11 protein-coding genes are annotated in these 14,414 nt (G+C 69.5%); 3 read left to right on the top strand and 8 right to left on the bottom strand.

Annotated features, from left to right (window positions below; genetic code table 11):
* Positions 1–84 precede the first annotated feature (84 nt).
* A complete protein-coding gene (gene dapA / locus OG254_RS35240; protein WP_405589950.1) occupies positions 85–984 on the bottom strand; it encodes a 4-hydroxy-tetrahydrodipicolinate synthase in 900 nt (299 codons plus the stop codon).
* 200 nt (positions 985–1,184) lie between these two features.
* Positions 1,185–1,925, bottom strand: coding sequence for an FAD-dependent thymidylate synthase (gene thyX / locus OG254_RS35235; protein WP_351188756.1), 741 nt, complete (start codon positions 1,923–1,925; stop codon positions 1,185–1,187).
* Between the two features lie 210 nt (positions 1,926–2,135).
* Between thyX and OG254_RS35230 the strand changes: the two genes are divergently transcribed.
* The gene (locus OG254_RS35230; RefSeq protein WP_351188753.1) at positions 2,136–2,372 is read left to right on the top strand and encodes a hypothetical protein; all 237 of its coding nucleotides are present in this window, start codon (positions 2,136–2,138) and stop codon (positions 2,370–2,372) included.
* Positions 2,373–2,462: 90 nt separating this feature from the next.
* Positions 2,463–3,017: a PH domain-containing protein gene (locus tag OG254_RS35225; protein ID WP_405589947.1), complete on the top strand. Its 555-nt coding sequence runs from the start codon at positions 2,463–2,465 to the stop codon at positions 3,015–3,017.
* 61 nt (positions 3,018–3,078) lie between these two features.
* Here the strand turns inward: OG254_RS35225 and OG254_RS35220 are convergent, their stop codons facing one another.
* From OG254_RS35220 to eccD, 6 genes are all read right to left on the bottom strand, one after another.
* A complete protein-coding gene (locus tag OG254_RS35220) occupies positions 3,079–3,531 on the bottom strand; it encodes a hypothetical protein (RefSeq protein WP_147994111.1) in 453 nt (150 codons plus the stop codon).
* Between the two features lie 9 nt (positions 3,532–3,540).
* Positions 3,541–4,293, bottom strand: a complete 753-nt coding sequence (dapB, locus tag OG254_RS35215; RefSeq protein WP_405589944.1) for a 4-hydroxy-tetrahydrodipicolinate reductase — start codon at positions 4,291–4,293, stop codon at positions 3,541–3,543.
* 29 nt (positions 4,294–4,322) lie between these two features.
* Entirely contained in the window at positions 4,323–5,702 is a 1,380-nt protein-coding gene (locus tag OG254_RS35210) for a M16 family metallopeptidase (protein WP_405589941.1), read from the bottom strand.
* On the bottom strand, positions 5,699–7,921 hold the full coding sequence (locus OG254_RS35205; protein ID WP_405589938.1) for a polyribonucleotide nucleotidyltransferase: 2,223 nt from the start codon (positions 7,919–7,921) through the stop codon (positions 5,699–5,701). Before OG254_RS35205 ends, OG254_RS35210 begins: the two co-directional genes overlap by 4 nt.
* Positions 7,922–8,223: 302 nt before the next feature.
* Positions 8,224–8,511 carry a 30S ribosomal protein S15 gene (gene rpsO / locus OG254_RS35200; RefSeq protein ID WP_147994107.1) on the bottom strand — a complete coding sequence of 96 codons (288 nt, stop codon included), beginning with the start codon at positions 8,509–8,511 and terminating at the stop codon, positions 8,224–8,226.
* A gap of 197 nt (positions 8,512–8,708) precedes the next feature.
* Positions 8,709–10,166 carry a type VII secretion integral membrane protein EccD gene (eccD, locus tag OG254_RS35195; protein WP_405589934.1) on the bottom strand — a complete coding sequence of 486 codons (1,458 nt, stop codon included), beginning with the start codon at positions 10,164–10,166 and terminating at the stop codon, positions 8,709–8,711.
* 277 nt (positions 10,167–10,443) lie between these two features.
* On the opposite strand from eccD, the gene eccCa reads away from it, so the two are divergent.
* A complete protein-coding gene (gene eccCa, locus OG254_RS35190; RefSeq protein ID WP_405589931.1) occupies positions 10,444–14,388 on the top strand; it encodes a type VII secretion protein EccCa in 3,945 nt (1,314 codons plus the stop codon).
* Positions 14,389–14,414: the final 26 nt, after the last annotated feature.

Genomic DNA, 14,414 nt, shown 5'->3' with positions numbered 1-14,414 from the left:
GTCGTTGTGTGTAGTGCGCAGGCACCGGTGGCCTGCTTATTCAGTTGTGGAGTCTGCTGCGCGGCCGGCGCGCGAAGTCTGGTGTTAGAGCTGTACCCCGCCTGCGGCAAGATCGATCTTGAGCTGCTCGATCTCCTCGGGGGAGCACTCGGCCATGGGGGCGCGCAGCGGTCCGGCGGGCAGGCCCTGGAGGGCGAGCGCGGCCTTCGTCGTCATGACGCCCTGGGTGCGGAACATGCCGGTGTAGACCGGGAGCAGCTTCTGGTGGATCTCGGTGGCCTTCTGTACGTCGCCGGAGACGTACGCGTCGACGAGCGCGCGCAGGTCGGGGGTGACGAGGTGGCCGACGACCGAGACGAAGCCGACCGCGCCCACGGAGAGCAGCGGCAGGTTCAGCATGTCGTCGCCGGAATACCAGGCGAGGCCGGAGCGGGCGATGGCCCAGCTGGCTCGGCCGAGGTCACCCTTCGCGTCCTTGTTGGCGACGATGCGCGGGTGTTCGGCCAGGCGGACGATCGTCTCGGTGTTGATCGGGACGCCGCTGCGGCCGGGGATGTCGTAGAGCATGACCGGCAGCTCGGTGGCGTCGGCGATGGCCTTGAAGTGCCGGTACAGGCCTTCCTGCGGGGGCTTGTTGTAGTACGGCGTGACAACCAGGAGGCCGTGTGCGCCGACCTGCTGGGCCGTACGGGCCAGCTCGAGGCTGTGGTGGGTGTCGTTGGTGCCGACTCCGGCCACCACGTGAGCGCGGTCGCCGACCGCCTCCAGTACCGCTCGTACCAGGTCCGATTTCTCCGCGTCGCTGGTGGTGGGCGACTCGCCGGTGGTGCCGTTGATGATCAGGCCGTCGTTGCCTGCGTCCACCAGGTGCGTGGCGAGCCGCTGTGCGCCGTCGAGGTCGATTGCGCCGTCCGCCGTGAAAGGCGTGATCATGGCGGTGAGGACCCGCCCGAAGGGGGTCTGCGGAGTGGAGGTCGGAGCCATGGGTTACACGCTACTCGTTGCGCACGGCCTGGTCTGCCCTAGGGGGGTGCGGGAAAGTCAGGACAAATATGGAGCCCGGCACTGCCTGCTCGGGGGTTCAAGCAGTGCCGGGTCCGTTTGATCAGGCTAGATGAACATCTCTAAATGCCGCAATACGGACACTTCATGAGGCTGACGCCTGCCCCCGCGCCCGGAGTGTCTTACGGCGCCACGCGGCCGTTCGCATTGAAGGCGGCGTACGTCAGCGGCATGAGCTTGGCCCACTGCGCCTCCATCTTCTCGCCGACCATCTCGATCTCCCGCTGCGGGAAGGACGGGACCTTGGCCAGCTCGTGCTGGGTGCGCAGGCCGAGGAAGTGCATCAGCGAGCGGGCGTTGCAGGTGGCGTACATCGAGGAGAACAGGCCGACCGGCAGGACCGCACGGGCGACCTCGCGGGCGACGCCGGCAGCGAGCATCTCCTGGTAGGCCTCGTACGACTCCCGGTACGAGTCCTCCATGACGCGGCCGACCAGCTCTTGCTGGGCCTGGGTGCCCTCCACGAAGACGTACTTGCCGGGGCGGCCCTCCTGGACCAGCTTGCGGGACTCGGCGGGGACGTAGAAGACCGGCTGGAGCTCCCGGTAGCGACCGCTCTCCTCGTTGTACGACCAGCCCACGCGGTGCCGCATGAACTCGCGGAAGACGAAGATCGGGGCGCTGATGAAGAAGGTCATCGAGTTGTGCTCGAAGGGGCTGCCGTGCCGGTCCCGCATCAGGTAGTTGATCAGGCCCTTGGAGCGCTCGGGGTCCTTCTGCAGCTCCTCCAGGGACTGCTCGCCGGCGGTGGAGACGCGGGCGGCCCACAGCACGTCGGAGTCGGCCGCGCTGTGCTTGACCAGCTCGACGGTGACGTCACTGCGGAAGCTGGGCTTGGGTTCGTCGGCGGGGGTGTCGGTCACGGCTCGCGGGGTCCTTCCATCACTTCTCTGGGCGGCGCCCACTCTACGGCCCGGCACTGACAACGGGGCGTTCGGTGCCGGGTCACGACATACGTCGGCGAACTTCGGCGAATTTCTGTGAATTCGGTGAAACCGGGCACCTTTTGGGGCACTCGCTCGTCTGTGTTGGTGACGACCACTCATACACTCCCGAGAGGAGAAGACCCACCGATGTTCCGTCGGCGCGAGTCCGTACCCTTCGCCTTCCTCGCCGAAGCCGACCGATTCCGAAGCAATGTCGCTCCCCCGCCCCGCGAGCGGGCGTCCGCCGGACAGATGGCCGGGCACTGGCTGCTGGGGCTCACCCTCGTCGCCGGGCTGGTGGGCTCGCTGGTGGTCGGGATGCCGGCCCTGTCGGTCGATACGGCCTCACCGACCCAGCAGTCGCAGGCCTCCCAAGGGCGCTGACCCCATCGGACCCCCAAGGGTGGTGAGTGGGGACCCGGGTCGATAGCCTCACCGGGCACAGCCCATGCATGGATTGAGTGAGGACCAGCCGTGCCCCTGCCCTTCCTGACGGCCGATCGCGCCTTCGAGGCAGCCGACGACGTCGCGCTCCCCTTCGACGACCACGACCGCTGGCGGCGTCCCTACCGCCCCGGTCCATGGCGGGTGGGCATGGCGGCGCTGTGGCTGCTGCTCGCCTCGTACGTGCTGTTCGCGGCGGTCATCATCGCCCTGACCGGCACCCTGCCCGGGGCCGGCGTGGTCTTCGGGATCGCGCTGGCCATCATCGCCGGTGCCCTGCGGCTGCTGCGCGCGGGCGTGTGGGTGAGCGCGCGCGGGCTGCGCCATGTGGGCTTCTTCCTGACGCGCACGGTGCCCTGGGATCAGATCGCCGCCGTGCGGACGGTGCAGCAGCCGGTGCGCTGGCTGGGGTTGCCGCGCACGGTCCAGGGGCAGGCGCTGCTGCTCGTACGGCGGGGCCGTGCGGCGGATGACGCGCCGACTCTGATGACCACGCACAACGCGGACTTCCTGGCGCGGTTCGCGGCGTTCGACCGGGCCGCCGACGCGGTCGAGGCGTGGGCGGCGGAGAACAGGCGCGGCTGACCGCGACAGACATGCGAAGGGGCCGGTCCGCAGCAGCGGGCCGGCCCCTTCGGCGTATGGCTCAGGCCTCGATGGTCCTGCCGTCGTGCAGGGCGATGGCCTGCTGCATCGCCTTGCGCGCCCGCGGGGTGTCCCGGGCGTCGTGGTAGGCGACGGCGAGGCGGAACCAGCTGCGCCAGTCGTCGGGCGCCGCTTCCGTCTCGGCCTTGCGCTTGGCGAAGACCTCGTCGGCCGAGTCACGGTCGATCCGGCCGCCGGGCGTGCGCTTCAGCTCGTCGACGGGCAGGCCGCCCTCGGCGTCGAGTTCGGCGGCCAGCGCGTTGGCCCTGCGGACGAACTGGGTGTTCTTCCACAGGAACCACAGGCCGATCACCGGCAGGATCAGCACCGCCACGCCGAAGGTGACGGTGAGGAGGGTGCCGGACTGGATGAGCAGCACGCCACGGCTGCCGACCAGGACGAAGTAGACGACCAGGACGGCGGCCGTTATGGCATAGGAGAGCTTCGCGCGCATCTGCGAGCCTCAGCCCAGGTCCAGGAAGTGTTCCAGGCCGAACGTCAGGCCGGGAGTGGTCACCACGCGGCGGGCGCCGAGCAGGATGCCCGGCATGAAGCTGCTGTGGTGGAGGGAGTCGTGGCGGACGGTGAGGGTCTCGCCCTCGCCGCCGAGCAGGACCTCCTGGTGGGCCAGCAGGCCGCGCAGGCGGACGGAGTGGACGGGGATTCCGTCGACGTCCGCACCCCGCGCGCCGTCCAGGGCGGTCTCCGTCGCGTCCGGCGCCGGGGCCGTACCCGCCTTCGCGCGCGCCTCTGCGATGAGCTGGGCCGTGCGGGTGGCGGTGCCGGACGGGGCGTCGACCTTCTTCGGGTGGTGCAGCTCGACGACCTCGACCGACTCGAAGTAGGGCGCGGCGATCTGCGCGAACTTCATCGTCAGGACGGCCCCGATGGAGAAGTTCGGCGCGATGAGCACGCCGGTCTGCGGGGAGGCGGCCAGCCAGCCCTTCAGCTGCGTGAGGCGCTCGTCGGTCCAGCCCGTCGTGCCGACGACAGCGTGGATGCCGTGGTTCACGCAGTAGTCGAGGTTGGCCATCACCGAGTCCGGCGTGGTCAGTTCGACGGCCACCTGGGCGCCCGTCTCCGCGAGCGTCTCCAGCTTGTCGCCCCGGCTCAGGGCGGCGACCAGCTCCATGTCCTCGACGGCCTCGACCGCCCGTACCGCCTCGGAGCCGATCCGGCCCCCGGCTCCGAGGACCGCCACGCGCAGCTTGCTCATCCTTGTTGCTTCCTTACCGAAAACGGTTGTTAGGCGACAGCTTCGTTCAGCCGGGACGCCTGCTTGTCCTTCAGCGGGCCGATGACCGACAGCGAGGGCCGCCGGCCCAGGATGTCGCGGGCGACCGAGCGGACATCGTCCGGGGTCACCGCCGCTATCCGGACCAGCATGTCGTCGACGGACATCTGCTCGCCCCAGCACAGCTCACTCTTGCCGATGCGGTTCATCAGCGCACCGGTGTCCTCCAGACCGAGGACGGTGGAGCCGCGGAGCTGGCCGATGGCGCGGTCGATCTCGTCGTCGGACAGGCCGTGTTCGGCGACCTGGTCGAGTTCGTCGCGGCAGATCTTCAGCACGTCGTGGACCTGTGAGGGCCGGCAGCCCGCGTACACGCCGAACAGGCCGCAGTCGGCGAAGCCCGAGGTGTACGAGTACACGCTGTAGGCCAGGCCGCGCTTCTCGCGGACCTCCTGGAACAGGCGGGACGACATGCCACCGCCGAGGGCGGTGTTGAGGACGCCCAGCGCCCAGCGGCGCTCGTCCGTGCGGGCCAGGCCGGGCATGCCGAGGACGACATGGGCCTGCTCGGTCTTGCGGCCGAGGAGCTCCACGCGGCCCGCGGTGCGCAGGGTGCGGCGTCCGTCGCGCGGGGCGATGGGCGCGGCGTCGCCGTTCTTGAAGGCGCCTGCCTTCTCGAAGGCCGCGCGGACCTGTCGTACGACCTTGTTGTGGTCGATGTTGCCGGCGGCCGCCACGACCAGGTGCGTCGGGTCGTAGTGCTTCTTGTAGAAGCGGCGGATGCGGTCGGCGGTGAGGGCGTTGACCGTGTCGACCGTGCCGAGGACCGGGCGGCCGAGGGGGTTGTCGCCGAACATCGTGTGCGCGAACAGGTCGTGCACGCAGTCGCCCGGGTCGTCCTCGGTCATGGCGATCTCTTCGAGGATCGCGCCCCGCTCGACGTTCACGTCCTCTTCGAGGATCAGGGAGCCCGTGAGCATGTCGCAGACGACGTCGATGGCGAGCGGCAGGTCGGTGTCGAGCACGCGTGCGTAGTAGCACGTGTACTCCTTCGCCGTGAACGCGTTCATCTCGCCGCCGGCGGCGTCGAGGGCGGAGGAGATGTCCAGTGCCGACCTGCGGGTCGTGCCCTTGAAGAGCAGGTGCTCCAGGTAGTGCGTGGCGCCGTTCAGAGCCGGCGTCTCGTCGCGGGAGCCGACGTGCGCCCAGATGCCGAAGGTCGCCGAGCGGACCGAGGGCAGGGTCTCGGTGACGATGCGCAGGCCGCCCGGGAGGGTGGTCTTGCGGACCGTACCGATGCCGTTGGTGCCCTTGATCAGGGTTTGGGTACGGGCGACGGCCCGCGCCTCCGAAGAGGTGCGGGCCGTCGCCGTGGAGCTACTCGACGTCACTGGTCGGTGTCGTCCTTCTTGTCCTCGTCGGAGGCCTCTTCGCCCTCGATGACCGGGACGAGCGACAGCTTGCCGCGGGAGTCGATCTCGGCGATCTCGACCTGGACCTTGGCGCCCACGCCGAGCACGTCTTCGACGTTCTCCACGCGCTTGCCGCCGGCCAGCTTGCGGATCTGCGAGATGTGCAGCAGACCGTCCTTGCCCGGGAGCAGCGACACGAACGCGCCGAAGGTGGTCGTCTTCACGACCGTGCCCAGGTAGCGCTCGCCGACCTCCGGCATCGTCGGGTTGGCGATGCCGTTGATCGTGGTGCGGGCGGCCTCGGCGGAGGGGCCGTCGACCGCGCCGATGTAGATCGTGCCGTCGTCCTCGATCGTGATGTCGGCGCCGGTGTCCTCCTGGATCTGGTTGATCATCTTGCCCTTGGGGCCGATGACCTCGCCGATCTTGTCCACGGGGATCTTGACGGTGATGATCCGCGGGGCGTTCGGGGACATCTCGTCCGGCGTGTCGATCGCTTCCATCATCACGTCGAGGATGTGGAGGCGGGCGTCACGGGCCTGCTTGAGGGCGGCGCCCAGGACGGAGGCCGGGATGCCGTCCAGCTTGGTGTCGAGCTGGAGGGCGGTCACGAACTCCTTGGTGCCGGCGACCTTGAAGTCCATGTCGCCGAAGGCGTCCTCCGCACCGAGGATGTCGGTGAGGGTGACGTAGTGCGTCTCGCCCTCGATCTCCTGGGAGATCAGGCCCATGGCGATACCGGCGACGGGGGCCTTCAGCGGCACACCGGCGTTCAGCAGCGACATGGTGGAGGCGCAGACCGAGCCCATGGACGTCGAGCCGTTGGAGCTCAGCGCCTCGGAGACCTGGCGGATCGCGTAGGGGAACTCCTCGCGCGTCGGCAGGACCGGGACGAGGGCGCGCTCGGCGAGGGCGCCGTGGCCGATCTCGCGGCGCTTCGGGGAGCCGACGCGGCCGGTCTCACCGGTGGAGTACGGCGGGAAGTTGTAGTTGTGCATGTAGCGCTTGCGGGTCACCGGCGAGAGGGTGTCCAGCTGCTGCTCCATACGGAGCATGTTGAGGGTGGTGACGCCCAGGATCTGGGTCTCGCCACGCTCGAACACCGCGGAACCGTGCACGCGCGGGATGGCCTCGACCTCGGCGGCGAGCGTACGGATGTCCGTCACGCCACGGCCGTCGATGCGCTTCTTCTCCTTGATCACGCGCTCGCGGACGAGCTGCTTGGTCAGGGAGCGGTACGCGGCGGAGATCTCCTTCTCGCGGCCCTCGAACTCCGGCAGGAGCTTCTCGGCGGCGAGCGCCTTGACGCGGTCCAGCTCGGCCTCGCGCTCCTGCTTGCCGCCGATGGTCAGCGCGGAGGCGAGCTCCGGGCGGACGGCACCGGTGAGGGCCTCGAGGACGTCGTCCTGGTAGTCCAGGAAGATCGGGAACTCGCCGGTCGGCTTGGCGGCCTTCGACGCGAGGTCGGCCTGGGCCTTGCAGAGCACCTTGATGAAGGGCTTCGCGGCGTCCAGACCGGCGGCGACGACCTCCTCGGTCGGGGCCTCGGCGCCACCCTTGACCAGCTGGATGGTCTTGTCGGTGGCCTCGGCCTCGACCATCATGATCGCGACGTCGCCGTCCTCCAGGGTGCGGCCCGCGACGACCATGTCGAAGACGGCGTCCTCGAGCTCGGTGTGCGTCGGGAAGGCCACCCACTGGCCGCGGATCAGCGCGACGCGGACGCCGCCGATCGGACCGGAGAAGGGCAGACCGGCCAGCTGCGTGGACGCGGAGGCGGCGTTGATCGCCACGACGTCGTACAGGTGGTCGGGGTTGAGCGCCATGATCGTGGCGACGACCTGGATCTCGTTGCGCAGGCCCTTCTTGAAGGACGGGCGCAGCGGGCGGTCGATGAGGCGGCAGGTGAGGATCGCGTCCTCGGAGGGGCGGCCCTCACGGCGGAAGAAGCTGCCGGGGATCTTGCCGGCGGCGTACATCCGCTCCTCGACGTCCACCGTCAGGGGGAAGAAGTCGAGCTGGTCCTTGGGGTTCTTGGAGGCGGTGGTGGCCGACAGCACCATGGTGTCGTCGTCCAGGTACGCCACGGCGGAGCCGGCGGCCTGCTTGGCCAGGCGGCCCGTCTCGAAGCGGATGGTGCGGGTGCCGAAGGAGCCGTTGTCGATGACGGCCTCGGCGTAGTGGGTCTCGTTCTCCACTAGCGTTTTCTCCGTTACTTTTCGTCTGCGTTGCGTCTTTTGTCCCGATCCGCCCGTGTGGCGGGGGGACGTGAGCGGAGAAGCTGCTCCATCTGGTGCGGGCCGGTCTTCGATCGAAGCACCCGGGTTCGCATTGCCCGGGGGCCACTACCGAGGACCGGCGGCGGCGAGGTGCACTTCTCCTCGTGTTGTTGCGTTGTGCTACCACACTACAAAGCGTCAGTGACACTCCGCACGTTTCCGTACGTACGGCAAAGGGAGCGGCTCCCGATCCTTCCGGGAACCGCTCCCCTCATGGCGTCTTACTTCGCGCCCGCCGCACCGCGGCGGATGCCGAGGCGGTCGACCAGCGCACGGAAACGCTGGATGTCCTTCTTCGCCAGGTACTGGAGAAGGCGGCGGCGCTGACCGACGAGGATCAGCAGACCACGACGGGAGTGGTGGTCGTGCTTGTGGGTCTTGAGGTGCTCGGTCAGGTCCGAGATGCGACGCGAGAGCATGGCGACCTGGACCTCGGGGGAGCCGGTGTCGCCCTCCTTGGTACCGAACTCGGCGATGATCTGCTTCTTCGTGGCGGTGTCGAGCGACACGTGTACTCCTCGTAGTCTCTGATTGCCACCGAGTGCCCCTGGTCCACTTCTCAGGGGAGCTTCCGTGACTCGGGAGGCGGGGATCCGCTGGGCGCGTCCCCCAGGTGGACCCGGGGGTGCGTACACAAACGGCCGTCACACAGCGTACCAGCACGCGGGCACGCTCTTGACAGGCGGTGCGCCGGGCACCGCCCGGGTCAGATGCCGCCGCGGACCTTGGCGTAGACGTCGAGGACGGCCAGGCAGATCGGGACCAGGGAGAGCAGGACCAGCGAGTCGGCGAGGTCCAGCATGCGGCCCCAGAAGGGGGACAGGCCCTTCTGCGGCACGATCAGGGCGATCGCGATCAGCAGCAGTACGCCGGCCCCGACGGAGGCGCCGAGCCACAGGGTGCGTACGTCGACCGGGCCGGAGTTGCCCTGGAGCATCTCCATGATGACGTCGGCCGGCGGCGAGATCGCGAGGCCGAGGACCAGCAGGGCGAGGGTGAGGACACCGGCCACGAAGAGGCAGGTGACCTGCGCGGTGTAGCGGAACAGGCGGGCCCGCAGCATCGCGGCGAGGCCGGTGCACAGGGCCAGGAGCTGGGCCCAGCCGTTGTCGCTGAAGCCGAGCACCGCGCCGCCCGCGCCGATGATCACCGCGGCACAGCCGCCGACCAGGCCGAGCAGCAGCTCGTGGCCCCGGCTGGTCTGGGCGACGATGCGCTGGACGTCGACGGCCTCCAGGTCGCCGTCGCGGCCGTCGCGGCGGGCCCGGGCCAGGTCCTCGGGGTTGCGGAAGCCGATCGGCAGCTTGGCGAAGCGGGACGACCAGCCGGGCAGGAAGCCGACGACCGCCAGGGCGACCACCGAGGTACCGGCGGCGATCTCCCGCGGCTCCGCCTCGGTGAGCACCCCGCAGAACACCGCGAGGGTGCCGATCGCGGAGGCCAGCGCGGCGGCCACGAACGGGGCGTCGCCCTGCGGCAGCAGCATGATCAGTACGACGGAGCAGAGCAGTACGGCGACACAGCCGACGAGGAACTGGATCCGTCCGGGGCCCTCGCCCGCGTCCTGGGGAATGGCGCCGGAGCCCGCGATCAGCGCGTGCGGCAGCGCGGAGATGCCGAGCGCGACGGCGGAGGCACGGTCCTCGTACACCCGGGCCCGCACGCCGGCGAGCGACATCAGGGCGAGCGCCGTGACGCCGGCCATGATGCCCTGCAGGCCGTGCATGTCGTGCCGTACCGGATCCGCGAACCAGAAGACGAAGCCGAGCATGACCAGCAGCAACGACCCCGCGACCAGGCCGGCGACCCGCATGAGGTTGTCGTTCCAGCTGCGGGTGTCCTGCTTGACCGCGGCGGCGATGGCGTCGACCACGTCGTCGTGCACGGCCGGCGGCAGCGAGTCGGCGAAGGTGCGCAGCAGCAGCACCTCACCGTCCCTGACGCGGTGCTCCAGCAACGAACGGCTCGCGTCGAGTACTTGGCCCTCGCGGGTCACGAGGTGGTATCCGGCGGGACTGGTGTCCGACTGGACCAGGCCCGAGAGCCTGATGATCTCGGGAAAGAGGTCCTGGACCGGCAGGTCCTCCGGCAGCGCCACATCCACGCGACTGTCCGGCGCTGCGATGGTGATTCGGCAGAAACCTGTCGAAGTCCCCGTGCTCACCTGGTGTTCCCCCTGCTAGACAAGGCATCTTCACACCGCTCCTACGGCGCGGCTCGCCACCCTATCCGCTGGCGTACCCGGTACAGGACCTACCTCCCGCATTCCTCCCAGGACCTGCGCCGCATCTCCATCCGCCTCCCTCCATCGGGCACCCGGCGCATCAGTAGGATCGACCTCTACGCGAACGACGCCTACGCGAACGAGAACACGTCGCGGTACAACGGGGGCGTCGGTGCCAGGACGTATCACGTATCAATCGCGAAGGATGAGTGCATCGGTGAGCGTCGTCATCATCAAACGGCCACCGCGGATAGTGCCTCCGGCCGTCCCGGACGGCGAGGTCAAACTGGAGACGCCTCCCGAGATCCCTCGCGAGGGCGACGAGAGCATGCTCATGAACCTGCTGCCCATGATGGGCATGCTGGGTTCCGTCGGTTTCTTCTTCATGCCCAACCTGCCCTCCTACATGAGGGTGGTCGGCGGGCTGATGCTGGCCTCCACGCTGGCCATGGCCATCGCCCAGTTCGCCAAGTCCCGGCAGGGCGGCGGCGCGGGGATGGCCCAGGACCGGCGTGACTACTTCCGCTACCTGGAGCAGGTCCGCAAGGACGTGCACAAGACCGCGGAACTGCAGCGGCAGAGCCAGCTCTTCCAGCACCCCGACCCGGAACAGCTGTGGGCGGTCGCCGCCGACGGCAAGCGGCTCTGGGAGCGGCGTCCGACGGACGCGGACTTCGCGTCCGTGCGGATCGGCCGCGGTGTGCAGCAGCTGAACACCCCGCTGGTCGCCCCGGAGACGGCTCCCAAGGAGGAGCTGGAGCCGCTGACCGCGGCGGCCATGAAGGCCTTCCTCGACGCGCACGGCAGCCTGTCCGACCTCCCGGTCGCCATCTCGCTGCGCGCCTTTTACCACGTCACGATCTGCGGCGAGACGGACACCGTCTACGGCAGCGCCCGCTCGACCCTGTCCCAGCTGGCGACGCTGCACTCGCCCGAGGACATGATGATCGCGGTGGTGGCGCACCCCTCCGCGGCGGCGGACTGGGACTGGATCAAGTGGCTGCCGCACAGCCAGCACCCGAAGGCCAAGGACGGAGCGGGCTCGTCCCGGCTCCTCTTCGACGACCTCGGTGAGCTGGAGGAGGCGCTCGCGGACCAGCTGGACGACCGGCCCCGCTGGAACCGTGAGGCCAACCCCGTCTACGACCAGCCGCACCTGATCGTGGTGCTCGACGGCGGCACCGTCCCGCCGGACTCCGAACTCGCCGGCAGCGAGGGCCTGCAGGGCGTCACCTTCCTGGAGATCGCCCCGGGCGAGCTGGAGGAGGAGCTGCGCGCCGGTCTGACGGTCTATGTGAAGCCGGGGCGGATGCGGCTGTTCGTCGGCCACGAGTCCGCGTACACCGGCAAGCCCGACCTGCTCAACCCGGCGCAGGCCGAGTCCCTGTCGCGGCAGCTGGCCCCCTTCCGGGTCGGCTCCGCGGAGGAGGGCGAACCCCTCCTGTCCAACCTGGACTTCACGGACCTCATGGGCATCGGCGACGCGGGCACGGTCGACGTCTCCCGCACCTGGCGTCCGCGCACGCTGCACGAGCGGCTGCGCGTGCCGATCGGTGTCGGCGAGAACGGCGAGCCGGTCATGCTGGACCTCAAGGAGGCCTCGCAGGAGGGCATGGGCCCGCACGGCCTGTGCGTCGGCGCCACCGGTTCCGGCAAGTCCGAGGTGCTGCGCACGCTGGTGCTCGGTCTCGCGGTGACGCACTCCTCGGAGACGCTGAACTTCATCCTCGCCGACTTCAAGGGCGGCGCCACCTTCGCCGGCATGGCGGACATGCCGCACACCGCGGCCGTGATCACCAACCTCGCGGACGACCTCACCCTCGTCGACCGTATGCGCGACTCGATCATGGGTGAGACGCAGCGCCGTCAGGAGCTGCTGCGCTCGGCGGGCAACTACGCCAACCTGCACGACTACGAGAAGGCCCGTGCCGCCGGTGCCGCGCTGGAGCCGATGGCCTCGCTGGTGATCGTGCTCGACGAGTTCTCCGAGCTCCTCACGGCCAAGCCGGACTTCATCGACATGTTCATCCAGATCGGCCGTATCGGCCGTTCGCTGGGTGTGCACCTGCTGCTGGCCTCGCAGCGCCTGGAGGAGGGCAAGCTGCGCGGCCTGGACACGTACCTCTCGTACCGGATCGGTCTGCGGACCTTCTCCGCCGCCGAGTCCCGTACGGCGATCGGTGTCCCGGACGCCTACCACCTGCCGTCGATCCCCGGTTCCGGTTATCTGCGGTACGACACCGACACCATGGTCCGCTTCAAGGCGGCGTACGTGTCGGGGGCGTACCACGGCGAGGGCCCGTCCCGGGTGCACCGCTCGACGCAGCTGCGTCCCGCGCTGTTCTCGGCGGAGCACGTGGCGCTGCCGCCGCAGCCGGTGATCGAGGAGCCGGAGCCCGACAACCGGGTGGACGACGCGCTCGCCGACACCGTCCTGGACGTGCTGGTCAGCCGGATGATCAACCAGGGACCGCCCGCCCACCAGGTGTGGCTGCCCCCGCTGGAGGAGGCGCCGTCGCTGGAGCAGCTGCTCCCGCAGCTCGCCGTCACCCCGGAGCGCGGCCTGACCGCGCCGGACTACACCGCGCTCGGCCGGCTCAACGTGCCGGTCGGCCTGGTGGACAAGCCGTTCGAGCAGCGGCGTGACGTGCTGTACCGGGACTTCGCGGGCGGCGCCGGTCACGGCCTGTTCGTCGGTGGTCCGCAGTCCGGCAAGTCGACGCTGCTGCGGACGCTCATCTCGTCGTTCGCGCTCACCCACACGCCGTCCGAAGTGCAGTTCTACTGCCTGGACTTCGGCGGTGGCTCGCTGATCTCGATGGAGGAGCTGGCGCACGTCGGCGGTGTCGCCAACCGTCTCGACGCCGAGAAGGTGCGCCGTACGGTCAGCGAGGTCGAGGGCATCCTGAACGCGCGTGAGGAGTACTTCCGCACGAACAACGTGGACTCGGTGCAGACCTACCGTCAGCGCCGGGCCGCCGGCCAGTTGCCCGACCAGATCTGGGGAGACGTCTTCCTCGTCATCGACGGCTGGGCCACGTTCAAGACCGACTACGAGATGCTGGAGGCGACCGTCACCGAGATCGCGACCCGCGGTCTCGGCTTCGGTGTGCACGTGATCCTGGCGGCGAGCCGCTACACCGAGGTGCGGCCCGCGCTCAAGGACATGCTCCAGAACCGCATCGAGCTGCGCCTCGGTGACCCGACGGAGTCGGAGATCGACCGCAAGGTCGCGCAGAACGTCCCCGCCACCGTGCCGGGCCGTGGTCTGACCCAGGACAAGCTGCACTTCATGACGGCGCTGCCGCGGGTCGACGGCTCCTCGGAGACGGAGGACCTGTCCGAGGCGACGTCGATCCTCGTGCGCGGCATCAACGAGAACTGGCAGGGCCAGCAGGCCCCGGCCGTCCGCCTGCTGCCCACGATGATGCCGGCGGACCGGCTGCCCAAGGGCTTCGAGCACCCGGACCGCGGTGTCGCCATCGGTATCGACGAGTCGTCGCTGTCGCCGGTCTTCGTCGACTTCGAGACCGACCCGCTCTTCATCGCCTTCGGTGAGAGCGAGTCCGGTAAGTCCGCGCTGCTCCGGATGCTCGTCAAGCAGATCACCGAGCGCTACACGCCGGACCAGGCGAAGATCGTCATGGGTGACTACCGGCGCGCCCACCTGGAGGGTGTGCCCGACTCGCACCTGTCGCGGTACTGCGCCTCGGCGCCGGCCCTCACGGAGACGCTGGAGGGCCTGGCCGGCTCGATGCACCGCCGGATGCCCGGCCCGGACGTCACGCCCGAGCAGCTGCGCAACCGCAGTTGGTACAACAGCCCGGACGCGTTCGTCATCGTCGACGACTACGACCTGGTCGCGACCGGCGTGAACCCGCTGGCCCCGCTCCTGGAGTACCTGCCGTTCGCCCGTGACGTCGGTCTGCGCGTCATCATCGCGCGTGCCTCGGGCGGTGCGAGCCGGTCGCTGTACGAGCCGGTGATGCAGCGGATGCGCGAGCTCGGTGCCCAGGGCGTCGTCCTCTCCGGCGACCGGTCGGAGGGGCAACTGCTCGGCAACATCACGGCGACGCAGCTGCCGCCGGGGCGTGGGTACTTCCACACGCGGCGGCGCGGTGGGCAGTTGATCCAGACGGGGTGGCTACCGAACCGGTTCTGAGTGACGGTCGGTCGAGCGACGAGGGG

Origin of the sequence: Streptomyces sp. NBC_01092 (assembly GCF_045039535.1) — a bacterium.
Classification (GTDB): Bacteria; Actinomycetota; Actinomycetes; order Streptomycetales; family Streptomycetaceae; genus Streptomyces.
The sequence above is the reverse complement of the archived record's forward strand: the minus strand, read 5'-3'. Positions and strand labels throughout refer to the sequence as shown.

What these genes read in the sequence shown, in the direction of transcription:
- OG254_RS35230 (WP_351188753.1), top strand. Translation starts at nt 2,136, where the DNA reads ATGTTCCGTCGGCGCGAGTCCGTACCCTTCGCCTTCCTCGCCGAAGCC.
- dapB (WP_405589944.1), bottom strand. Translation starts at nt 4,293, where the DNA reads ATGAGCAAGCTGCGCGTGGCGGTCCTCGGAGCCGGGGGCCGGATCGGC.
- OG254_RS35220 (WP_147994111.1), bottom strand. Translation starts at nt 3,531, where the DNA reads ATGCGCGCGAAGCTCTCCTATGCCATAACGGCCGCCGTCCTGGTCGTC.
- dapA (WP_405589950.1), bottom strand. Translation starts at nt 984, where the DNA reads ATGGCTCCGACCTCCACTCCGCAGACCCCCTTCGGGCGGGTCCTCACC.